Origin of the sequence: Paenibacillus sp. BIHB 4019, assembly GCF_002741035.1 — a bacterium.
In the GTDB taxonomy this organism is placed as follows: Bacteria; Bacillota; Bacilli; order Paenibacillales; family Paenibacillaceae; genus Pristimantibacillus.
The window spans coordinates 3,483,902-3,507,264 of record NZ_CP016808.1; the positions used below are offsets into that span (position 1 = coordinate 3,483,902).

At 49.1% G+C, this 23,363-nt stretch carries 22 protein-coding genes; 18 read left to right on the forward strand and 4 right to left on the reverse strand.

Annotation, left to right across the window (positions count from 1 at the left end; genetic code table 11):
• Window positions 1–74 precede the first annotated feature (74 nt).
• The gene (locus BBD42_RS14895; protein ID WP_099518779.1) at window positions 75–410 is read right to left on the reverse strand and encodes a hypothetical protein; all 336 of its coding nucleotides are present in this window, start codon (window positions 408–410) and stop codon (window positions 75–77) included.
• A 331-nt stretch (window positions 411–741) separates the two neighbouring features.
• On the opposite strand from BBD42_RS14895, the gene BBD42_RS14900 reads away from it, so the two are divergent.
• From BBD42_RS14900 to BBD42_RS14935, 10 genes are all read left to right on the forward strand, one after another.
• A complete protein-coding gene (locus BBD42_RS14900) occupies window positions 742–1,659 on the forward strand; it encodes a helix-turn-helix domain-containing protein (protein ID WP_099518780.1) in 918 nt (305 codons plus the stop codon).
• Between the two features lie 16 nt (window positions 1,660–1,675).
• A complete protein-coding gene (locus BBD42_RS14905; protein WP_099518781.1) occupies window positions 1,676–2,695 on the forward strand; it encodes a zinc-dependent alcohol dehydrogenase in 1,020 nt (339 codons plus the stop codon).
• A 4-nt stretch (window positions 2,696–2,699) separates the two neighbouring features.
• Window positions 2,700–3,521 (forward strand): sugar phosphate isomerase/epimerase family protein, encoded by an 822-nt coding sequence (locus BBD42_RS14910; RefSeq protein ID WP_099518782.1) that lies wholly within the window; start codon window positions 2,700–2,702, stop codon window positions 3,519–3,521.
• A 123-nt stretch (window positions 3,522–3,644) separates the two neighbouring features.
• Complete coding sequence (locus tag BBD42_RS31985; protein ID WP_216364933.1) at window positions 3,645–3,776, forward strand: YjcZ family sporulation protein; 132 nt, start codon at window positions 3,645–3,647, stop codon at window positions 3,774–3,776.
• A gap of 84 nt (window positions 3,777–3,860) precedes the next feature.
• The gene (locus tag BBD42_RS32245; RefSeq protein WP_231594100.1) at window positions 3,861–3,977 is read left to right on the forward strand and encodes a YjcZ family sporulation protein; all 117 of its coding nucleotides are present in this window, start codon (window positions 3,861–3,863) and stop codon (window positions 3,975–3,977) included.
• A gap of 252 nt (window positions 3,978–4,229) precedes the next feature.
• Window positions 4,230–5,303 (forward strand): CobW family GTP-binding protein, encoded by a 1,074-nt coding sequence (locus tag BBD42_RS14915; RefSeq protein ID WP_099518783.1) that lies wholly within the window; start codon window positions 4,230–4,232, stop codon window positions 5,301–5,303.
• A gap of 276 nt (window positions 5,304–5,579) precedes the next feature.
• Window positions 5,580–6,059 (forward strand): hypothetical protein, encoded by a 480-nt coding sequence (locus BBD42_RS14920; protein ID WP_099518784.1) that lies wholly within the window; start codon window positions 5,580–5,582, stop codon window positions 6,057–6,059.
• Window positions 6,060–6,492: 433 nt separating this feature from the next.
• Window positions 6,493–8,964, forward strand: coding sequence for an EAL domain-containing protein (locus BBD42_RS14925; RefSeq protein ID WP_237163522.1), 2,472 nt, complete (start codon window positions 6,493–6,495; stop codon window positions 8,962–8,964).
• A 203-nt stretch (window positions 8,965–9,167) separates the two neighbouring features.
• Window positions 9,168–10,181: a LacI family DNA-binding transcriptional regulator gene (locus BBD42_RS14930; RefSeq protein ID WP_099518786.1), complete on the forward strand. Its 1,014-nt coding sequence runs from the start codon at window positions 9,168–9,170 to the stop codon at window positions 10,179–10,181.
• A complete protein-coding gene (locus BBD42_RS14935) occupies window positions 10,181–12,376 on the forward strand; it encodes an alpha-galactosidase (protein ID WP_099518787.1) in 2,196 nt (731 codons plus the stop codon). Before BBD42_RS14930 ends, BBD42_RS14935 begins: the two co-directional genes overlap by 1 nt.
• Before the next feature lie 150 nt (window positions 12,377–12,526).
• Here the strand turns inward: BBD42_RS14935 and BBD42_RS14940 are convergent, their stop codons facing one another.
• From BBD42_RS14940 to BBD42_RS14950, 3 genes are all read right to left on the reverse strand, one after another.
• Complete coding sequence (locus BBD42_RS14940; protein ID WP_099518788.1) at window positions 12,527–13,501, reverse strand: aldo/keto reductase; 975 nt, start codon at window positions 13,499–13,501, stop codon at window positions 12,527–12,529.
• 201 nt (window positions 13,502–13,702) lie between these two features.
• Window positions 13,703–14,722, reverse strand: coding sequence for an iron-hydroxamate ABC transporter substrate-binding protein (locus BBD42_RS14945; RefSeq protein WP_099518789.1), 1,020 nt, complete (start codon window positions 14,720–14,722; stop codon window positions 13,703–13,705).
• A gap of 113 nt (window positions 14,723–14,835) precedes the next feature.
• Window positions 14,836–15,621, reverse strand: coding sequence for an AraC family transcriptional regulator (locus tag BBD42_RS14950; RefSeq protein ID WP_099518790.1), 786 nt, complete (start codon window positions 15,619–15,621; stop codon window positions 14,836–14,838).
• A 223-nt stretch (window positions 15,622–15,844) separates the two neighbouring features.
• Between BBD42_RS14950 and pyk the strand changes: the two genes are divergently transcribed.
• From pyk to BBD42_RS14990, 8 genes are all read left to right on the forward strand, one after another.
• Window positions 15,845–17,266: a pyruvate kinase gene (gene pyk / locus BBD42_RS14955; RefSeq protein ID WP_099518791.1), complete on the forward strand. Its 1,422-nt coding sequence runs from the start codon at window positions 15,845–15,847 to the stop codon at window positions 17,264–17,266.
• Between the two features lie 308 nt (window positions 17,267–17,574).
• Window positions 17,575–18,906 carry an SPFH domain-containing protein gene (locus tag BBD42_RS14960; protein WP_099518792.1) on the forward strand — a complete coding sequence of 444 codons (1,332 nt, stop codon included), beginning with the start codon at window positions 17,575–17,577 and terminating at the stop codon, window positions 18,904–18,906.
• Between the two features lie 124 nt (window positions 18,907–19,030).
• Window positions 19,031–19,480: a hypothetical protein gene (locus BBD42_RS14965; RefSeq protein ID WP_099518793.1), complete on the forward strand. Its 450-nt coding sequence runs from the start codon at window positions 19,031–19,033 to the stop codon at window positions 19,478–19,480.
• Between the two features lie 48 nt (window positions 19,481–19,528).
• Complete coding sequence (locus tag BBD42_RS14970; RefSeq protein ID WP_099518794.1) at window positions 19,529–20,083, forward strand: hypothetical protein; 555 nt, start codon at window positions 19,529–19,531, stop codon at window positions 20,081–20,083.
• Between the two features lie 133 nt (window positions 20,084–20,216).
• The gene (locus BBD42_RS14975) at window positions 20,217–20,564 is read left to right on the forward strand and encodes a hypothetical protein (protein ID WP_099518795.1); all 348 of its coding nucleotides are present in this window, start codon (window positions 20,217–20,219) and stop codon (window positions 20,562–20,564) included.
• 35 nt (window positions 20,565–20,599) lie between these two features.
• Entirely contained in the window at window positions 20,600–21,133 is a 534-nt protein-coding gene (locus BBD42_RS14980; protein WP_099518796.1) for a hypothetical protein, read from the forward strand.
• A 95-nt stretch (window positions 21,134–21,228) separates the two neighbouring features.
• Window positions 21,229–21,750, forward strand: a complete 522-nt coding sequence (locus BBD42_RS14985; protein WP_099521621.1) for a DJ-1/PfpI/YhbO family deglycase/protease — start codon at window positions 21,229–21,231, stop codon at window positions 21,748–21,750.
• Between the two features lie 275 nt (window positions 21,751–22,025).
• On the forward strand, window positions 22,026–23,189 hold the full coding sequence (locus BBD42_RS14990) for a response regulator (protein ID WP_099518797.1): 1,164 nt from the start codon (window positions 22,026–22,028) through the stop codon (window positions 23,187–23,189).
• Window positions 23,190–23,363 lie beyond the last annotated feature (174 nt).

A 23,363-nucleotide genomic window follows, 5' to 3' on the forward strand; every position in this document is an offset into this window, starting at 1 on the left:
GGAGAGAAATTGCGATTTCGACGCACTTTTGCGTTACTCACCAGACGCTCTCCATTTCGGCGATTGCCGCAAGCTTATTTTGTGACCACGATGTACTGCTGCCTCCTCCATTCGAACTCCTCTGCTTGAAGCAACTCAGCTATTTCTAGCGTCAGTTCAGGCTCCAGCTTCGCCGCTTCACTAAAGCGCTCCACTCCATCCGTCCAGCAGGAAAAGAGCTGGATTTCCTCATCGATTTCCAGATTGCGGTCGAGGTAATGGAACAGCTCCGTCAAGCATTTTTTGCTGCATCGATATGCAGTAGGATACAAGCTCTTTATTTCCTCATTCATTTGGAAGGAGCCGCCATCCGGGTGTACTTCGTATACATAGGGAAGGCGGAAAATATGCGAGGCATATTGATCTTCCATAGGCCCGCGTACATATAACCCCGCAGCATCCTCTGACGTTTCATAAATTTCTATCAGTTTGTCCCCCTTCGGATATTCAGTTGAACTGTATTCTCCAGCAAAGTCTATTTACCTACCCCATCCTTGTGAAAAATATATCGTAGTTTTTGTTAAATAGTCATACTTTCCCCTAAAGAAATGGAAGCGTTATTACGTTAAAATAAAACGGTAGCAAAGCAAATGAATAGGCGAAAAAGCTCATAATCGCGAGTGCGTCTCTTACTCCAATGATTGCCTCTTCCATGTTAAACTTAAGCTTATAGGCTATTTTCGCAGGAGGAGGGGTTAGCGGATGAGTTTTTCGGCAGCAGCGTTAAAAGATATTTCTCCATTCGTGCGTTTTGTTAAAATCATCAAATCCGCCGAGCTATCGGGCGAGTGGCTGGATTTTGACCACGTATTTACATTTATTGAGCAGGGGCAAGCCGATTTTATATTAGATGGCGTTCGCTATCAGCTTGGAGAAGGCGATGCCATTGTGATGCCGCCGCTGATGACGCATTTCATTCGCTCTACGTCGAGCGAGCCGCTGATTCAGTATATTTTTCACTTTGATTTATTCCATGATGTTAACCGCGAACGTTGGCAGTCCATTGGCATCGTAACGGGTGAACAGCTAGTCATTCCACAGCGTGAGCAATTGCTGCAAGGCTTGCATCCGGTTTCCGCCATTAGCGGGCCTGACCGCATGGAACTGAAGAAGCTGTTTCTCGTCATGCGAAAAAGATTTATAGAAGGCGGCGTTACTAGCGAACTGGAGCTTAAGGCAATGGCATTGCAACTGCTCGTGTTTTTTCTCCGCAATCAAAACGGGCATGAGCGTCAAGAAGGCACACAGGCGAAAGCGTGGGCGCCAATCCAGCAATGCATTGACTATATTCAGCAGCATTACGCTGATCCTGAACTGGATAATGATCGCATAAGTGGGCAATCCGGTCTGTCGCCGGGCTATTTATCCAACTTATTTAAAGAGCAGACGGGCGTCACGCTTCATAAGTATTTGACGTATGTGCGCATTGAGCATGCCAAAAAACGGATTATGGCAGGCAGAGAGACGTTGACCGCGATATCGGCGGGCAGCGGATTTTCGAGCATTCATCATTTTAGCCGAATATTTAAACGCGAGGCGGGCTTGACACCCAGCCAATTCAAGGCGGAGGCATCAGGCCCTATTCGAAGCCTCATAGGCGATAGTCCAACCACTACATAACGGGAGAGTGCGTCTTATGAAAAACACGCAAATTGAATTTACAGCGCCATGGAAAGTAGAAGTGAAGCAGGAGGAGCTGCAAGCCCAGGTTCCAGAGCTTACAGGCAATCAGGTGCTGGTGAAAAAGCATTATACGCTCATTAGCCCTGGCACGGAGCTTGCTTGTCTTTCGGGAGGCGAAGGCTGGTTCCATATGCCATCTGTACCAGGGTATGCGGCAGCTAGCGAAATTGTAGCCTTGGGGCCAGAGGCGGCAGAAGGCTTCCAAATTGGCGATATGGTGTTCCATTACGGCAAGCATTCCCGCTATGAGCTGACGACGACAAGCGGGGTGTTTCTTAAAGTGCCGGACAGTTTGCCGCTGGCTTGGGCTCCTTTTACACGAATGGCCACGGTAGCAATGACAAGCACGCGGGTATCGTCGATTGAACTGGGCGATTATGTAGCGGTGACGGGCCTTGGCCTAATCGGCAATATGGCCGCGCAGCTGGCCGGACTCCAAGGCGCTTCGGTTATTGGCATTGATTTAGCTGCAAAACGCAGAGATCTCGCGAAAAATTGCGGCATCCAGCATGCCATTGAGGCAGGCGCGGATACGCATAAGCAGGTTATGGAGTTGACGGGCGGCAAAGGCGTATCTACACTTATTGAAGCGACGGGCGTCCCGCAAGTTATTTTGGATAATGTAGCGCTTGTTGGCCAATATGGGGAAGCGATTTTGCTCGGCAGCCCAAGGGGAGAGCTGCAAAGCAATGTAACCGACTTGCTGAACAGCATTCATTTGAATGGTCGCGGCTGTGTGACGTTCAAGGGAGCGCATGAATGGCGTTATCCGCTAACGCCGGAAGCATTCGTCAAGCATTCCCTTGTGCGCAATTCAGAGGTCGTATTCCGCCTCATGCAATATGGCAAGCTGCAGGTCGAGCCGCTCATTAGCCACATTATGAGTCCTGCTGATGCACCTGCTGCCTATGAAGGATTACGCAATAAGAAAGATGAATATTTAGGTGTGCTATTTAACTGGGAAGAGGTGTAGGGGAATGATTAGAGGATTAAGCAGGTCGGGATTAGGCTCCATTACAGATGAACAGCTGATTGCAAAAGCGGCAGAGTACGGATTCGGGATTGTGGATATCGATGCCAAAGCGCTTGTAGAAAAGCATGGGGAGCAAGGGGCAGTGAAGCTGCTGTCTGACCATCATGTGACTGTAGGCTCAATAGGGCTGAATGTTGAATGGCGCGGCACGGATGAGCAGTTTCGGGAAGGCTTGAAGCAGCTTCCGCTGCATGCAGCGGCTGCGGCACAATTGGGATGTACAGCTTGCTGTACTTACATTTTGCCCTCGACGGACAATAAATCGGCCCTATTCACCGTGCTAGCGGTAGCCCGCCTGCGCCAAATTGCTGACATTTTAGATGCGTATGGCATTCGTTTTGCGCTGGAGTTTGTGGGGCCGCATCATTTGCGGACGGCATGGGCGAACCCTTTTATATGGACGGTTGAGGAGACGCTAGCGCTTATTTCGGCAATAAATCGCCCAAATGTTGGCTTGTTGGTAGATGCCTATCATTGCCATACGACGGGTTTTACGCCGGAGCATTTGCGGAGCCTCAGAGCTGATCAGGTCGTTCACGTTCATATTAATGATGCCCGCGATCTTCCTGTCGCTGAGCTGCTGGACAATGACCGCCTCTACCCTGGTGAAGGGGTTATTGACCTGAAAGGCTTTCTTGCTGCGCTCGCCGACATCGGCTACAAGGGGCCAGTTGTACAGGAAATATTGACCCAGAAGGCTCCTGAAGGAACAGCGGATGAACTGCTAAGCCGCTCCAAGGCCGGATTTGACAAGGTTTTTGCATAAAAGGCTCCTTAAGCCAGCAAGCCCGCAGCTAACGGGGCAAACGCACATTTCTTGCAAGCGCCTATACCGTTTCGCCATTTCGTCCATAGGATACTGTGTACTTCAACCAAAGGAGATGGACAAATGAGCTACAATGTGGCAAACGCTGGAATTGGCTGTGCCCCTTGCGGTGTAGGCGGAGCTTTCACAAGCGTAGGATCGATTCTTGTGCTTTTCATCCTGCTTGTAATTATTACTCGCGCTTGCTGGATATAGTCCAGTTATAGGGTCTGGCGGTTCGGCACCTAACTAGGCGCTGGGCTGCAGGAACGTATATCTGAACAAAAAGGAGTTGAACAAATGAGCTACAATTTAGCAGGTGCAGGCTACGGCCACGGCTGCAGCCCCTTTACTAACGTAGGAGCGATCCTTGTCCTTTTCATTCTACTTGTTATCATCACTCGCGCTTTCATCTAATGAATAAATGTTGATGTCTGCCGACATGGCTCATAACTTTATTAGGTTTTGCATATCCGCTGCAAGCTATTTCATTCAGACTGCCAGCTTTCCTGAGCGTGCAAAATCATGAAATAGGCTTAATCGACCCGGAGCATCCCGCGCTCCGGGCTTTTACATAGCTTGGGCCGTATATAAGGTGCGAAAACGTAACTATTACGATATAATAAAGCTTATGTAGAAGGACAATAATGGGATACGGGAGTTTTGGAGATGGAAAATAGCAAACCGCCAGTTCCGGTCTATTTGCTGACCGGGTTTCTCGGAAGCGGCAAGACGACGCTGTTGAAACGCATGCTCGATTATTGGCAGGCTGAAGGTAAGAAAGCAGCTGTCATTATGAATGAACTGGGCGATATTAATTTGGATGGACAAGAAGTCGGAGATGAAGTGCCGATGGCCGAGCTGCTGGGCGGCTGTATTTGCTGTACGATTCGCGGCGATTTGAGCTTGGAGATGAAGCTGCTGATGGATGAGCATCAGCCAGATATCATCGTTATTGAATCAACGGGTGCTGCGAATCCAATGGAGATTTTGGACGGCGTTACCGAAGCGGCCATGTATATGCGCATTGATCTGCGAGCGGTTATTACAGTTGTAGATGGCCCCGAGCTGTTAAAGCGTACCCGTGCCGGCAAAGGACGGACGCTTAAGCTGATGCAGGACCAAATTCGCTGCGCGAGCTTTTTGCTGCTTAATAAGGTGGACAAGCTGGAGCCGGAGCAGCTGGTTGAAGCGCAGCAGGCGCTGCGGGAGCTGAACGCCCACGCCCAAATCGTTGCGACGATGCGCTGCATTATCGACGAGTGGTCCTGGCTGGACGCTCAGCAACCGGTGATTGCAAGCTCCGCGGCCTTGCCGCCGACTGCGAACCGGGAAAACGCTGAAGCTGTCCATGCCTGTGGCCCGGGCTGCTCCCATGAGCATGATGAGGATCATCACCATCATTCTCCCGAGCATGAAGAGCAGCATGCGCACCACCACCATTCGCATGACCATGTCATGGCGCTGACCCATTATTTGCAGGGGCCTGTAGACAGCGTTCAGTTTGAAGCGCTGCTAAGAAATTTGCCTGAGCATGTTTATCGGGCGAAGGGCATTGTGACTTTTACGGATACGGCGAGCCGCTTCTTGTTTCAATATGCCTATGGGGAAAGCGATTTTATGAAAATAACACCGCAAGGCAAAGTTAATGATGTAGCCGTGTTTATTGGCGAGCATTTTTCCCGGGAAGAGCTGATTGCACAGCTTCAGCAGTTGGAGTACGGCGCTTCTTCTGAAGCATAAAGCGAGCCAGCAGTAAGAATGGGGCAAATGGGCTGTCTCCATGCACATAAAGCTGTATTTGCAGCGCCAGGCGTCAGAGCAGAAGCTCTGGCGTTTTTTTATGATTCTTCCGCTTTTCTCATGATTATGTTAATTCGTTGATGGACAAAATAACCAAGTAAAGGGGCTGAAGCGATACGCCCTCTTGCATCAAGAACTCAGGCATGGCGAAGAAAGGATTTTTAAATTAGCCATTCCTTTCTTCGCCTGTGCTCAGCAGAAAGGTTGTGTCCAAGGATGAATAAGTCAAAAATAGTGAGGTCAGCAGCGGCATGCCTGCTCGCAGCGGCCATAGCGGTACCCGCGGCCTATGCCGCCGAGCCTGCCCAGCAGCCGCAGGCGGAGGAACAGCCTGGCAAGCTGCCAGCTGCCAAGGGCCATTTTCACGAGGAGCATAAAAAGCATCATCGCGAGCACGCGCTGGGCCACGAGCAGTATCGTCTCGCCAAGCTTCGTTATATGGCTGAATACTTCGGCATCGCGGTAGAGGGCAAGACAGCCGAGCAATTAAAGAGCGAGCTGAAGGCAGCGAAGGAAAAAGACCCGGCGAAGTGGGAGGCCTTTAAAGCGGAGCATCGGGCCAAGCGTTTGGAAATGCTGCGCAATGCAGCGAAAGAGTATGGTCTTGAGACAGAAGGAAAAACCGCCGAGCAGCTGCGCGAGGATATTCGCAAGTTTCAACGCTCCAAGGACACGGCAGATGACAGCAGGCGTTAAATTGGCCGTATTTTTCTTGAAACGGTAGCTGCGCCGCCAAAGTCCTTGATTATGTGTAAAAATATGGCCGGTCTATTATCGGGTACAGGTCCAATATGCCTACAAAAGCAGAGCCGGAAAGCGCGAAAGCTCCCATCACATGTAGGGGAGCTTTCAGCTATAACAGGCAACGAGGGTGAGGAAATACAGTTTTTTGAACGTCAGCAGCCAGGCGCAAATGGCTGAAAAACAGCTTTTTCTCAGTAGATAGAGCAGTTAAATCGAGATTCGACAATAATTGTCGCAATTTGTCGTGGTAATTTAAAATATTAAATTAATTTGGCGTTGTGTTTGGATTAATGCGTCAAGTATACTAGAACTATATCATAATTTGGCAAAATTCGTCGATTCAATAAGCAGCTTCATTTTGGAGGAGGATAGGCACTTGAAAACAATGAGGGTTGGTATTGCACATAAATTAATTTTTACTTTGGGAGCCCTCATGATCCTGTCTTTCACTTTGCTTGCTTCCATTCAATTAATGAAGCTTTACGACGTCAGCTTGCGTCAAGGGGAACTGGTTGCGCAAAATCAGTCCAATGCCTACACAACCAAGATGTCCATTGAAACGAACGATGCCTTGATTAGACTTGAAGGACTGCAGCAATCGTTGCAGCAAATGAAGGAATATAACATGACTGACCGCTCGGAGGCAGTTAGACTCATTGAAAATTTTGTGCGGGAACAGCCTTATATCCTCGGTGTTTTTACGGTTTGGGAGCCTAATGCATTCGATAATCAGGATGGGAACTTTCGCAACAAAAGCAGCTACGATGATGACACGGGACGTTTTGTCCCCTATATTGTGCGTCAAGGCGACAAGATAGTAGCTTATCCTAATAAAAACTATGAGAATATTGGCGAAGGGGACTATTACCAAATACCCAAGCGGACGAAGAAATTCGCTCTAATGGAGCCTTATTATTATGATATAAATGGCGAGCGGATTTTGATTTCGTCATTTGTTTATCCGATTTTGGATGAGCAGGGCAAGTTTCTAGGTGTCGTTGGAGCGGATATTTCCCTCGACATGGTGCAGCAGGAAGTGGAGAAAATCCGACCTATGGGCGGCTACGCGACGATGATAACGGCTGGTGACAGCTACCTTGCTAATGGACTTGATCGCGCGCTGGTATCCAAGCCTTATTTGCCTTTGCCGAAGGGCGAATCGTTAGAGGAGCTGAAGGAGCAGGCTCTAACCATTATGTATACTTCCGACCCCATGTTAGGCGGAACGGTAATGAGGCTGCTTAACCCGATACATATAAAGGATCAAACCTGGTATTTTGAAACGATCATTCCGAAGGGCAATATGCTCAAGGACTACTATAAAGGCTTAAGCAATACCATCATCATTTCCCTGGTTGCTTTTATTTTCACAACGATGCTGATGATTTTGCTCATTCGCAAAATTGTGCTCCAAAACATCCGCAAAGTGGTCCACGTGTCCTCGGCGCTGGTGGAGGGAGATACCGACCAGAAGCTGGACATTGATACGAAGGACGAGTTTGAATTTATGGCGCAGCAGTTCAATCGCATGATTGATCACCGCAAGGCGAGCGAGGAATTAATCGAATTTCAAGCGACTCATGATTTGTTGACAGGCTTGCCTAACCGCTACGGCTATACGCGTCATATTGAGCAAATACATACTGTGCCTTACAGCAACAAGCAGGCAGCACTGCTGTATATCGATTTGGATCGCTTTAAAGTCATTAACGATACGCTCGATTATGCGATGGGCGACCAACTGCTCAAGCAGTTTGCGGACCGTCTCAAACAAACCGTTGGTTCTAATGGGCGGGTGTTCCGTTTTGGCGGAGACGAATTTGTTGTGCTGCTGAATGACGTCAATCATATGAATCCGCTGCTGCTGGTAGCTGATGATATTTTGCTTACGATTGCCGAACCTATACAATTGAATGACCGGCTATTTTACATTACCGCTAGTATTGGCATTAGTTTGCAGCATGAGCTGACGGAGGAAACCGGCGACCGTATGGTCAAGGAGGCGGACACCGCGCTTTTTGTCGCCAAGAAGCAGCGCAATACAAGCAGGCTGTATTCCCCGTCGATGAAGGATGTTTCGAAGCGGGAGCAGGAGCTTGAAAATGGGCTGTTCCCTGCGCTTGAGGGCGAGCAGTTCGTGTTGTATTACCAGCCAAAGGTAGATTTGAAATCCGGACAAATATACGGAGCCGAAGCTTTGATCCGCTGGCGCCATCCTGAGTTTGGCATGATCTCGCCACTTGATTTCATCCCGCTTGCCGAGAAGACGGGCTTCATTATCCCGCTGGGGGAATGGGTGCTTCGAACGGCATGCAAACAAATCAAGCTGTGGGAGCAGCAAGGCGTCACGGCGCTTACGGTCAGCGTCAATATGTCGATGCTGCAATTTCAGCAAAAGCATATCGTGGAGACGATCCAGTCCATTATTACAGAAGCTTCTGTCAGACCCGAGCAAATTGAGCTTGAGCTGACGGAGACGATTTTTATGGACAACCCCGATCACACGCTGAAAATATTGCGCGAGCTGCAGCAGCTTGGCATTCGGCTATCTCTGGATGATTTTGGAACCGGCTATTCATCCCTTAGCTACTTGCAAAACATTCCGCTGCATTATCTGAAGCTGGATAAATCATTTATCCATGACATAGTCTCGGATTTCAAGAAGCAAATGATTTTTAAATCGCTCGTTGTTATTGCCCATAACCTGAATATGAAGGTTGTGACGGAAGGCGTCGAAACCGACGAGGAGCTGCAAATTATTCGCCAGCATAAATGCGATCTGGTGCAAGGCTATATTTATAGTCCGCCGGTTACGGCTGAGTGTTTCATCGAGCTTTACCATAAGCATGTATCTTAAGGCATGTTCTAGAGCTTGTATGCCTTAGAGTAGGTTAAGCCAGTCATGAGTAAAATAAGGAAAGACTAACAGGAGCTTCCCGTACTAGGGCAGGCTCTTTTTTTCGTTCATGGAGGCAAAGCTTGTTGTGCGCCAAAAAATTTGCTAAAATAAAGCGAGAGTTATTTAGTAAATTTATTAACTAAACGAATGTGGTGGATGAAATGGCAACGATTAAAGAAATTGCGGCTATGGCGGAGGTGTCTGCCGCGACGGTGTCACGTGTGCTTAACAACGATATGACGCTCGCTGTCGGCGAAGAGACGCGTGCACGCATATTCGCGATAGCGGAAAAGTTGCAGTATAAGCCATCGCGTCTAAAACGGCTCAAGCAAGAAAGCCAGCGTTCACAGCTGCAAGTTGGCTTATTGCTGAGCTTTACGCTTGAACATGAGGATATCGATCCTTATTTCCTGTCCATTCGCAGAGGAATTGAGCGCCGTTGCGAGGAGCTAGGCATCGCCATCGTTAAAGTATGGCGCATTGGCGGAGCTATGGAGCCTCATCCGCAGCTGGATGGCCTCATTGTCGTTGGCGGGGTCGCAGAGCGTGACGTTCGGATGCTGTATGAGGGCGACAAAGTCGTCATGATTGACCATCTGGGCAAGCTGCGGCATTATGACACGGTCAACTTGAATTTTGAGCAGGCGGTTGAGGATGTTATGGAGCATCTGCTGGAGCTCGGACATAGCCGCATTGGCTACATTGGCGGTGGAGTAGATCAAGCCGCCGACGAGCCGCGGCGCAAGCATATGCAGCACCTGCTGGAGTCGCACGGTATTTTGCGTAAGGATTGGGTGCTTGCCGGGGAATGGACAACAGGCAGCGGTTATGAGCTGATGAATGGGCTGCTGGGCCTGGAAGAACGTCCTACTGCATGCTTTGTCGGCAGCGACCCAATGGCAATTGGTGCGCTTCGCGCGCTGCATGAGCACGGTGTAGAGGTGCCGGAGCAAATGGCAATTGTCGGTTTCGACGACATTGAGGTATCGGCTTTCGTACAGCCGCCGCTAACGAGCGTCAAGGCGTATACGGAGCAAATGGGCAAGACAGCAGTACAACTGCTTTTGGAACGGATTGAAGGCCGCGAAGTTCCGCTGCATGTCATGATGAATACGACGCTAATGGCGCGTGAAAGCAGCGGGACAACCGGTCATAATAAGGAGGCTAATGAATAATGGCTATTATTTTTGACGAACAAAATCAGCTTTTTCATCTGCAATCGAAAGAAACCAGCTATGTGATCGCGTTGGTGAAAGGCGCTTACCCGGCACATGTGTATTGGGGCAAACGGGTACGCGGCAGCCAGCTCGGAAGACTGCTTGAGCTGAAGGAGCGCTGCTCGTTCAGTCCTTCAACAGAAGCGGATGATTTAAGAGTGTCGCTTGATACGCTGCCGCAGGAATATCCGGCATTCGGCAATTCGGATTTCCGCTATCCGGCATATCAAGTACAGCTTGCTGACGGAACGACGGTAACGGATTTGCGCTACGATTCTCACCGGATCGTACAGGGCAAGCCGGCACTTGAAGGATTGCCGTCTGTCTATGCAGAAGGCGAAGACGAGGCACAGACGCTTGAAATTACACTTGCGGACAGCTACTCAGGCCTGCGTGTCGTACTGCTCTATACCGTATTTGAATCGTATAACGCGATTACTCGCTCGGCTCGTGTCATTAATGGCAGCGAGAACACGCTGCAGCTGCTTCGGGCGCTTAGCATGAGCTTAGACCTCCCTAATGACCATTATGATATGCTTCAGCTGTCTGGTGCGTGGGCGCGCGAGCGTTACATTCACCGCCGCCAGCTGGAGCCGGGACTGCAATCGGTGGAAAGCCGCCGCGGCGCAAGCAGCCATGCGCAAAATCCATTTATCGCTTTGCTGTCTGAAGGGGCGACAGAGGATCATGGCGATGTGTATGGGGTAAACCTCGTCTACAGCGGCAACTTTGTAGGAGGCGTTGAGGTCGACCAGTACCATGCGGCAAGATTGTTTATCGGAATTAATCCGTTTGATTTCAATTGGAGACTGGAGCCAGGCGAGCAATTCCAGACGCCAGAGGCGGTACTCGTGCATTCCTCCGAAGGGCTGGGCGGCATGTCCCGCAGCTTCCATGATCTCTATCGTTCGCGTCTATGCCGCGGCAGCTTCCGTGACGAGAGCAGACCGATTTTGATCAATAACTGGGAAGCGACTTACTTCAACTTTACAGCGGATAAAATTGAGGATATTGCTAAGGTTGGCAAGGAGCTGGGCATGGAGCTGTTCGTGCTCGACGATGGCTGGTTTGGGCAGCGAAATAGCGACAATTCATCGCTTGGAGACTGGTTCGTTGACAAAAACAAGCTGCCGGGCGGTCTTGAGGATCTAGTTGCGCGCATTCGCAATCTGGATATGCAGTTCGGCCTTTGGTTTGAACCGGAGATGGTATCGCCTAACAGCGAGCTGTATCGTGCTCATCCCGAGTGGTGTCTGCATGTCGAAGGAAGGCGCCGTACAGAGGCTCGCAATCAGCTGATTTTGGATCTGTCCCGTGCTGACGTTCGCGAATATATCGTTAAAACGATTTCTGATGTGCTCGCTAGCGCGCCGATTACGTACGTAAAATGGGACATGAACCGCAATATGTCCGAGATTGGCTCTGCACTGCTTCCAGCCGAGCGCCAGCGTGAGACGGCTCATCGTTACATGCTTGGCCTTTATGAAGTGCTGGAGCGCATTACATCCGCTTTCCCGCATATTTTGTTCGAAAGCTGCTCCGGCGGCGGCGGACGCTTTGATCCGGGCATGCTGTATTACATGCCGCAAACGTGGACGAGCGATAATACCGATGCCGTTTCGAGGCTGAAAATCCAATATGGCACGAGCCTCGTTTATCCGATTAGCTCGATGGGCTCCCACGTATCGGCTGTTCCTAACCATCAGGTTGGCCGCATTACGCCGCTTGAGACGCGCGGCAATGTGGCACTGTCCGGCAACTTTGGTTATGAGCTGGATTTGACGAAGTTCACCGAGGATGAGAAGGAAACGGTGAAAGACCAGATTGCGCTGTATAAAGAAGTCCGCCATCTCGTACAGTTTGGCGATTTCTATCGTCTGTCCAGCCCATTTGAAGGCAATATTGCCGCATGGATGTTCGTTTCGAAAGACAAGAGCGAGGCGTTTGCTGTCTACACATCCGTCTTGCAGGAGCCGAATCCGCCGCTGAGCCGTTTTGTGCTGAAAGGGCTTGATCCAAACCGCGATTATGTATGGCAAGAAAATGGCGAGACGTATGGCGGCGATGAGCTGCTGTATGCTGGACTTGCGACGCCGCAATTCCATAACGATTATGCAAGCAAGGTTTATCGTTTCCGCGCTGCTGGCGTTTAAGCTGTCGCAAAGTCGCACATAGTCGCAATTTTCAAGTCGTTGACTATTCAAGATAATAAGTTATGAATCAGAAAAAAGCTTCCGCCGCCACGAAAAGTGGTGTTGGAAGCTTTTTTCAATTACATATAAGTGCCATTGTTCTTATAATCCTTAAGGCAGCGCTTTGCCGCGCGAGCAGTTATACAGCCTGTACCATTCTTCGCGCGTTAAACGAAGCGTATTGGCATCTTTGCAGGCGAGGATACGCTTTGGATTGATTGAGCCGATAACAGGCTGAATGTTAGCCGGATGTCTCATCAGCCATGCGAGTACGATCGCTTCAGGCGTCGTATCTTTACGCTCCGCGAATTCAGCGACGAGCGCGGCTGTTGCAACAACCGATTCAGGGCTGTCGCCGAGCGGCGCACCGGAATAGATGCCTTGAGCGAGCGGGCCCCACGATTGCAGCTGAATATTTTCCATCCGGCAATACTCAAGCGTTCCTTCCGGGAACACATTATCGCGCGCAGCAAGCTGATTGACATGCAGCCCTGTATCAATAAATCCATGCTTGAGCAAACTGAGCTCCAGTTGATTCACGATAAACGGCTCATCCGTATAAGCGCGAAGCAGCTTAATTTGCCCTTGGCTCATATTGGAAACGCCGAATGCGCGAACTTTGCCGGAAGCCTTGAGCTTCGAAATCGCGCTGGCTACTTCCTCTGGCTCAACAAGCGCATCTGGGCGATGCAGCAGCAAAATGTCGAGATACTCGGTTTGCAGCCGCTCCAAAATACCATCGACGCTGCTTAATATATGGCTTTCCGAAAAATCAAAGCGCTGCGGATCATCATCGCCGCCTTGCAGGCGAATTCCGCATTTGGATTGCAAAATGATTTGCTCACGCAGGCCCGGACGGTCCTTCAGCACTTGGCCGAAAACTTGCTCGGCTTTGCCGAACGTATAAATGTCTGCATGATCATACATGTTGATGCCGATTTCCAGCGCCGCGTCGACGGCTTCATGGCCTTCCTTAAAATGCTCGGCCTCAATCGGATTACGGTTCCAGCCGCCGCCAAAGCGCATACAGCCGAGAACAAGCTGGCTCGCTTCAATGCCGCGTTTATGCAAAGGGATCGAACTCATACGTTTATCAACCTCCATGTAAGTGATTACATCACTTCCTATTATAATGCTAAATGGACAGGCGTACAGTGTTTATTGTTGAAAAAAGGACAAGCAAAACGCCATACTCTGTGAGTCGATGCCCAATTGAAAAAACACGCCATACTTCGTCCAGCAAGGACGATCGTACAGCGTGTTCTAAGCCATTGGCTTATTAATAGTTTATTTCACCATTGCTTTCAATACATCGTCAATGATTTGCCCATTGGCGATTTTGCCTTTGTACAGCCAGCTGCTGGACGAATCGAGCTCAATGACGTTGCCTGCTTTGACAGCCGGAAGGCCTTGCCAAATGGGACCATCAATGATGGAAGTATCGCCAGCTTGCTTGTCGCTGTCGAGCAGGAAAATATAGTCGGCATCCAGCTCGGCGAGCTTCTCCAGTGATACGGGGTTCCAGTTGCCGCGGGTTTCTACGGGCACTTCTGTAACCAGATTCGGCGTTTTGAGACCGAGATCCTGATAAAGCACAGCACCGCTGGATACGACCTCATCTACCATATAGAAGTTTTTTTGCGTTAGCCAAAAGACAGCTGCGGATTTCTCGCCGACTGCCGCTTGAATTTTAGCTTTGGCATCGGCTGCTTTTTGATCGTAATCGGCAATCGCTTGCTCAGCGCCTGCTTTATTATTCAGCAAATCGCCAATCGTAAGCAGTGTTTTACGCCAATCAATATTAGTGGCATTTCCGAGCACATAAGTAGGAGCGATTTTGGCATACTGCTCATAAAGGCCTTTCTGCACGGCACTTTCCTCGCCGATGATAATCAAATCGGGAGAGAAGCTTGCCACAGCTTCTACTGGAAGGTCGTAGGCAATCGTAGGAACATCCTTCAGACTGCCTTGCAAGTATTGCTGAATGCTGTTGCTTCCAACAGTCCATTGCGCGACTGGAATTTTGCCAAGCGTCACGACTGGATCCTCCAAATAAGAAGCCAAAATACGCTGAGGGTTGCCAGGAATGGTTACTTCATGACCCATAGCATCCGTTACTACTTTATCTGCTGCAGGAGCCTCGGAGGCTTCAGCGCTTGCTTCCGGCGAGGCGGATGGAGCGGCTGAACCTGCTGTATTGTTTGTAGCTGCATTCCCTCCGCAAGCTGCAAGGAGCAGCGTTAGAGCAAGCAGAGCAATGAGGGTAACCTGTGATTTGCCTTTCAGAAATCCAAAACGTGAGAGCATAATTTCCTCCTAGAAATCTCTAATTATCAAGCATGGCCTAAACCTATTCTTGACTCCAACTAGAATGATAATCATTATCGAAATTAATGTCAATGTTTCATTTAGTGGGAGATTTAAGGCTGAGCTTTGGCGCGCTCTTTCATATAAAAGGTCGGCGTCCTTCCCGTAAAACGCTTGAACAGCCGTTGAAAATAAGAAACGTCGCGATAGCCGACAAATTCAGCAACCTCACCAACCGTCAGCATCGAATCGACGAGCATATAGATCGCTTTTTTCATCCGCGTATCATGAACGAAGGTGCTAATCGTTTGCCCAGTGACACGGCGGAACAGGGTAGCGGCATAGTTGGGGCTTTTCTGAATGTAGCTGCCGAGCTCTTCCTTCGTAATTTTTTCACGATAATGGTTGAAAATATAATGCTTCATACGCTCTACCTGCTGATTCGTATCGGCCATTGCGGGGCCTTTATTCCATTCGCGATTCCAGACCGCCAGCCATTCTGTTACGACAGCTTGGGCGATGATAGGCGCATACTCGGCTTGCTCCAGCCATTCCGCATGAAGATGTTTCATTCGGGCCAGCAGCATGTCGTACATGCCAATGCGGGATTTTACCCACGTCTGGCGCTGAAGCAGCGGCAATACGGGAGCAGAAGACAAACTTAATGTAACAACAAACTTCTCATGAAAAACAGTAGGCACACATTTTCCGTAATACGCTTGGTTCGGCGGTATATAGAGCAGGTCGCCCTTCTCGGCGATCACCTTCTCGTTCTCAATCCAATAGACGACCGTCCCATAGCTGACTAGAATCAACGCTGCTTCGTTCGTATTTTTTGTGTTTTTTTCGTAAAACCATTCCATTCCTCGGTCCTGTCGAACCGCTGTTACTTGCAGCATTTGGGCCATCGGCCTCCTTATCAAAAATATAAGAAATCATTAGCTTCACTCTTATAATCAGCTTATATTCCACCCTCGAAACGGAAGCTTTGCCGCCAAAGGACGGCGAAAGCCGTTTACGCTTTAATAGTACTATATTACATTTAGAATACTATATTTCGTAGTCGATTGAAACGGCTAGGTTTATAATAGGGGTATAAATGTTCAGGAGGAATGAGACTTCATGCGTAAAACCAAAATTGTTTGTACGATGGGACCTGCTTGTGATTCGGTTGATACTTTAAGGGAAATGATTCGATCGGGGATGAATGTGGCGCGTCTGAATATGGCGCACGGGGAACTGGAGGATCATGCTGGACGTATTGAGCGGATTCGCGAAGCGGCTGCTGCTGAAAATGCAATCGTGCCGATTTTGCTGGATATTAAAGGACCAGAGGTACGGATTGGCAAGCTGGAGGAAGCTTCTTACATGCTGGTGGCTGGCGAGACGCTGACGCTGACGACGGAAGAAGTACTCGGCAATGGCCGCCGCATTCATGTTAACTATAGCGAGCTTCCGCTTGTCGTGAAGCCTGGCAATACGATTTTGCTCGATGATGGCCTGATTGATCTTGAGGTGGCATCGGTGGAAGCGACGGAAGTACATTGCACGATCGTAAACGGCGGTCTGATCAAGCCGCGCAAAGGCGTTAACCTGCCGGGCATCCGCACGACGCTGCCAGGTGTAACAGAGCGCGATATTCGCCATATCCACTTTGGCATTCAGCAAAACATCGATATTATTGCGCCTTCCTTCGTAAGAAGAGCGGAAGATATTTTGGAAATTCGCGAGCTGCTGCAAGCACACGGTGCTGGTCACGTTCAAATCATTTCGAAAATTGAAAATGAAGAGGGCGTCGTAAACCTGGATTCCATCATTGCTGCTTCGGATGGCATTATGGTTGCCCGCGGCGACTTGGGTGTTGAAATTCCTGTTCAGGATGTGCCTTCGATGCAGCGCGACATGATTAATAAGTGTAACGTAGCAGGCAAGCCTGTTATTGTTGCGACCCATATGCTGGATTCCATGCAAGTAAACCCGCGTCCTTCGCGCGCAGAAGTGAGCGACGTTGCAGGTGCGGTTATGCAAGGAACGGATGCCATCATGCTGTCCGGCGAGACGGCTGCGGGGAAATATCCGGTTCAATCGGTTGCAACGATGGCTGCTATTGCGTTTAAGGCGGAGTCCCAATTGGACTACTACGCAGGCTTCCAGGAGCGCCGTCAGCTTGCTTCCACGACGATTACAGAAGTCATTAGCCAAGCGGTTGTCAGCTCATCTCTGGAGCTCAAGGCGAAAGCGATTCTTACTCGTACGGAAAGCGGCTTTACGGCGCGGATGGTATCCAAATACCGCCCGCAATCGCCAGTTATCGCGATTACTTCCGACGAGAAAATTTTGCCGCTATTGGCGCTGCTTTGGGGCGTTATTCCGGTGAAGGGCACGAAGACTGGCACGACGGACGAGCTGCTGCATGCGGCAATGGCGGATGCAGAGCAAACCGGACTGCTTGCTGAGGGAGATTTTGTCGTCATTACGGCAGGAGCGCCTGTTGGCTTATCCGGTACGACGAATTTGATCAAAATCGAGCAATACGGCGTATAGCCGCAAGCCTAAACGATAAGACATGGATGATAGACTGGCCTAGGCGGGGCAGGATTATCGATCCATGTCTTTTTTCTTAGGTTAGGCTTGCTTAGTAAAGTCGAATGCTGGAGAAATAAGCTTAAATCTGTGGAATATGGACCATAATTTTGTTGAAAAACAGGAAAATTGTTCTTATTATTAAATAATAGAGATAGAAGTTTTGATAGTAAGGTGAAAAAGGCGAAGCTTTTCTTGCAGCATAGCTTCTGTATCGCCAAGCTGCTAGTGAGTGACAAAAAAAGTCAACATGTTAGAGGTGAGAGGGAATGGCTATAGTAGAGGTGGTCAAATACGACGGTTCTCCGGACGTATACGCTTGGAAATATCCGAATGCGGAGCTAGGAACTTGGACGCAGCTAATCGTTAATGATACGCAAGAGGCGCTGTTATTCAAGGGCGGTCAGGCGCTCGATTTATTCGGGCCCGGCAGGCATACGCTCAGTACGCTTAATATACCGATTTTAAACCAGTTGGTTAATATTCCTTTTGGCGGGAGATCGCCGTTCTCGGCCGAGGTGTGGTTTGTGAACAAGCAGGTATCTCTTGATGTGAAGTGGGGAACGTCGTCGCCGATTCAATTGCAGGACCCGAAATACAATATTGTCATTCCGGTTCGGGCTTTCGGCCAGTTCGGCATTGCGATTGAGGATTCGCGCCGGTTTTTGTCCAAGCTGGTTGGAACGCTGCCAGTGTTTAATCAGGACACGCTGTCCAAACATTTGCGCGGCATGATTATGATGAATATTAATGAGCTGCTTTCTTCCTACCTAGTGTTCAAAAAAGTGAGCCTGCTTGAAATCAACGCCTACATCGGCGAAATTTCCAAGCACGTTGAAGAACGGGTTGGGGCGCTGATGCACCCATTCGGCATTCGGCTCGTTAATTTCTTCATTGATTCCATCAGTACGCCGGAGGATGATGCCTCGCTGAAACGGCTGCGCGAAGCGCTGGCGCGCAAAGCAGAGATGGACATTATCGGCTACAACTACCAGCAGGAGCGTACCTTCGACACCTTGGAGGGCGCAGCGAAAAATGAAGGCAGCTCGCAAGCTGGCGTCATGGGCGCAGCCCTCGGGCTTAGCATGGGAGCGGGAATTGGCGGCATATTTGGCAGCCAATTTGGACAGCTGGGCGAGCAGCTGTATGGAGCAGCCGGCGCAGCCCAGGTTTGTCCAAGCTGTCAGAGCCGCAACGATGCGCAGGCGAAGTTTTGCAACAGCTGCGGCAAAGGGCTTGCTGGCAGCGCCGCTGGCGGTCAGGCGGGAGCGCCGAGGCCGATTCATAATTGCGATAAGTGCGGGATGCCGCATCGGGAAAACTCCAAGTTCTGCGCTAATTGCGGCGATGCTTATAATCCTTGTCCAAGCTGCGGCGCGGATTGTGCGGAGGATGCAGTCAATTGCAGCGCTTGCGGCGAGACGTTGCCGCGGCCGTGCAGAGGCTGCGGGGAGCAAGTAGCTGCAAGCGCCAAGTTTTGTCCGCACTGCGGAACCAGCAACAGCAGCGGCAGCCAGCAATGTCCGGCATGCCGCCATGAAGTGCAGCCGGGGCAGAAGTTTTGTCCGGAATGCGGCCATGGACTTGCTGGCAGAGCATAGCTTCTTTGCTGGTCGAGTGCAGAGCACGGGGGACGCAAATATTAGGCCGTGGCAGCTATCAAAAGCAGCAAATTACTGCGCGTGAGACGTAATAGCGTTGCTGCTGGGAAAGAGGGAAAGCTTCATGAGTTTGCTGTTTCGCGTAATTGGAGTGGGATTTTTGCTATTCGGAACTAATGTGTTATTTGAATTCGATGGTAGGATAAGCACGCTCTTATTTTCACAGAAAGTCGGGTTATATATACTTACAGCGATTCTTCCTTCTTTGTTCTTCTTTATGTTGGCCTACTTTTCTGCCAAAGGGGAGAAGAAGCGTGATGACGCATGGGTTGCAGACATTCGGGCGAGCCATGCTACCATACAACAGAACACTTTAGAGGCTAAAAAAATGGCCGATGAAATGAGGCATGCAAGGCTGCAGAGAGAGCAAGCAAGGGGAGGCAGGGCTCCTGCGGGCAGCACAGGGCAAGGGAGAAAGTCTGTTGCTTGCCCAAGCTGTGGAAACCATACGATGCTATGGCCTAAACAAACGATCCTCTGTGAATATTGCCATGCAAGTATTGAATACCGCTAGGTGTAAAGGCTCCTATGCATTACTGAGCGAAAGACGGGGTGAATGTAAATGGCAGCTGGTTTTTGGTACAAGGCATTTGGTGTATTTTGGGCTGCTTTAGGTCTTATCTTATATCCGAATACATTGTCCCCAAGATATGGATTAGATGGACTCATAGCTACTTTGATTATCTTCTCTTTATTTCCTGGCATTTCCCTTTATTGCATTGGGGATAGGAAGAATAGGCGTTTTAAATGGAAGCAAAAATATTTAGCTGAACAAGAGCCATACCTAGTCCAGTTTCGAATAGAGCTACAGAAGCTGGAGTATGAGCAGGAGCTTGCAAGAGAAGAGCGCGAACGAGCCGAAGAGGCCGAAGAAGCGGCTAGGCTAGAGGCGGAGAAGGAAGCGACACTTGCGGCTTTGCGCGCAGAGACAGAGGCAGCGGCAAGGCGCGAAGCCGCGAGCCGCACATCACCAGTTCCACCTCCATCGTCGTCTCCGCCAACACTACCCCTCATGCCCAAAAATATCAGCTGTCCGGGTTGTGGAGCAAAAAAGGTGCTGCAGCCTATGCAGAGCGTGGAATGTGACTATTGCGGAACGGTGCTGGTGTATAGTTAATTTTAAGCCAGCCTATTTGAGGGTCTCAAAAGAGAAATAAGAGCAGCAAGCGTTTAGCCTATAGCGGGTATAACGGATGCTGCTTTTTTTACTAGAGTAAGAGATTCAATATAATAGCAGCTTATGGTCTCAAATGATTGCAGCAACGAAAGGGAAAGGGGATAGCGGGATGGGTGGAGTACTTAAAATAATTGCAATCGGATGTCTTGTGAATGGCATGCTGTATATGCCCTTATATAGAGCAGGAGAGATCTCATTCGCGGAGCAGGCTTTATTTTTCGGGAAATATTTCGGGATAACAGCGGCAGTCATATTTATATTGGCGGCAATGATCGAGAAGGTCGATAAAATAAAACAAAAAGAATACATGGAAAAAGCACAGAAGTATTCAGCCAGCTTGGAGCAGCGTTTGCATGAGATGCAATACGAAACAAGTGAGCTGAAGAGGGCAAGACTTGCACGAGAACAACATTTAAATTAAAGAGACTGGACGATGATACAGAGGCGGGATGAGCAATGCGGAAGGGATACGATTCATCTAAAATGATTTCGTATGCAAACGGAATTGTGTGGTTAGTTATTGGTGCTTTCTTTATTAAAAATGGAATATCGACTCCAAATCGGGAAGAATTAATGTTTTATATTCTTCTTTATTCCTTGATTTTCGTTTTCCCAGCATGGATCGGAGTGTACCTTGGTTTGCGCTATTCGAACCGTAAATCTGTCCAAAAAAAGCATAAGGAAGCGATTGATTCATTAGAGCTTGAATTGCATATCGCAAGACAAGAGCTATTGCATGAGAAAAGTCTTGCTGAAAATGAGGAGCAAGCGAGGAAATCTGCCAGGGAAGCGGAGGAGCAAGCGGCAGCAGCTGCCCGTTTAGTAGAGCAGACAGAACACCATAATGCAAGGCAAGGACCTCCGCCCCCGCCTGCCCCGCCGTCCATGCCGAAAACAATCAGCTGCCCAGGCTGCGGTGCTAGTAAATTGCTGCGTCCAATGCAAAGCGAGGAATGCGACTATTGCGGGAGGATGCTTGTGTATCGTTAATGGCATCTGAGCGTCAGGATTTGTTTGCGAAACCTTTTTTTAGGGTAAAGTAACATAGAGCCCAAACAAGAAGGAGCGTGTAAATGATGACGCAAATGAAGAAGGTGGCTTTTCTGCTGGCCGATGGCTTTGAAGATTCAGAAATGCAAAATCCGTATGATGAGATGGTGAAAAATGGCCATGAAGCGGTTATTATAAGCTTGCGCAGCAATGAGGAATTAAAGGGCAAGCAGGGCACAGTTGCCTATAAATCGCATCTTGCGATTAATGAGGCGAAGGCGAGCGATTATGCGGCGATTATTATTCCTGGCGGCGCATCGCCTTCCCATTTGAAGGAAGATGCGGCCGTGCAAGCTTTTGTCAAAGAGGCTGATGAAAAAGGCATTACTATCGCTGCCATTTGTCATGGTCCGCAAATTTTGGCGGAGGCTGGTGTGCTGCAGGGACGCACGCTGACGGCTTATCCAGAGCTGGAGCAGGAAGTGCAGGCAGCCGGGGGGCATTTTCGCAATGAGGAAGTCGTAGTTGACCGTAATTTGATTACCTCCCGTACGCCAGAGGACGAGCCGGCTTTTATTCAAGCAACGATTGAACAACTGGGCGTCAACGCCTGGTAGACTCTCTAGCAAAGCAGCTGGAGCGTGCATTCCATCTGTTATCGCTGCAAGTTTTGCCTATAGGCAAAACCAAAACCGCAAATCGCAAGTGCAGCAAGCGTTTAACCTGGCTTAGGTTTAACGCTTGCTGCTTTTTTTGCTATGTAAATTTTCCTGAATTTGTAACGACTATTCATGCCAAATGATTGCGGCAACTATTTAACTGCATTATAATTGTTGTCAGCATGGCAGAGTTTGTGAACGAGTGGTTATTTCGTATATTAAAGGAGTCAAGCATGAAGGTTATCCTTGTAGATGATGAAAGCCTCGCTTTGGATTACTTGGAGCGGCAACTCGTGAAACTAAATAACGTAGAGGTTCTGGGGAAATATGAGGATCCAATGGCAGGGAAAGAGCGGATTTTGCTTGATCTGCCGGATGTTGTATTTTTGGATATTAATTTGCCCGAAGTCAGTGGCATAGCGCTTGCCGAGCAACTGCTGGAGGTAAGACCAGAGCTGAATATCGTATTTGTAACCGCTTATGATGAATATGCAGTGAAAGCTTTTGAGCTGAATGCGCTGGATTATGTCGTCAAGCCGATCCATCCTGAGAGGTTAATGAAAACGATGGAACGGATTCAGAAGCGGCTGGACTTCCATGTGAAGGATACAGGGCAGGCCGTGCAGCAAGTGGAAAAAACGAATGAGGAGCAGTACCTGATTTTGCAGCTGCTAGGGCAGTTCAGTGTCGAATTTTCTGGAAAAAAGGATGCAGCCATACGTTGGCGCACGACGAAGGCGCAGGAGCTGTTTCTGTATTTGCTCCAGCATCGCGAACAACTGGTAAGGAAATCGCTATTAATCGATTTGCTATGGCCCGATAATGGGACGGAGAAAATATATGCCCAGCTGTATACGACGGTGTACCATATTAGGAAAACGCTTGATCAGTTTGGAAAGTGTTTTCACATCGCCAATACAACAGAAGGATACATATTGACGCTGAATCAGGTTGTGCTGGATGTGGAGGAATGGGAGAGAGGTATTGCTGCTGCACCGCCGCTAGCGGCGGCAACCCTTGCGGAATACGAGGAGGCTATGAATTTTTATCGAGGCGATTATTTAAAGGATTATGATTATTGGTGGGCGGAGAGCGAACGCCAGCGCCTGAAGCGTCTGTGGCTGAATACTTCCTACCGCTTGGAAGCTTGGCATGTCGAGCATGGCCAGCTGGATAAAGCGATTGCTGGATATATTCGAATTATCGAGGAGCATGCGCAGGCGGAAGAGGCTTATTTTGCCTTAATGCAGCTGTATGCGTCTAAAGGGAATCATCTTATGGTTAATCAGCAGTACCATGCTTTAACCGCCGCGCTGATGGAGGAATTGAATGAGCAGCCAAGCGCCTACATTACAGAATGGTACAAAGATTGGAAAAGCGGCGTTAATAGTTTGTAGACTGGCTGTCGGAGGAATAAAAATTCAATATTCTATGCGGCCTATTATTTTGTAAGTTTTGCGAGATTAAACAGAGATTTTGTCGAGAAATTGTAGAGATGCCCTATTTATAATAGAGGAGTAGGTGAAAATGGAGACGGACAAGCTTTATGAGCTTCATTTTCAAAAAAATAG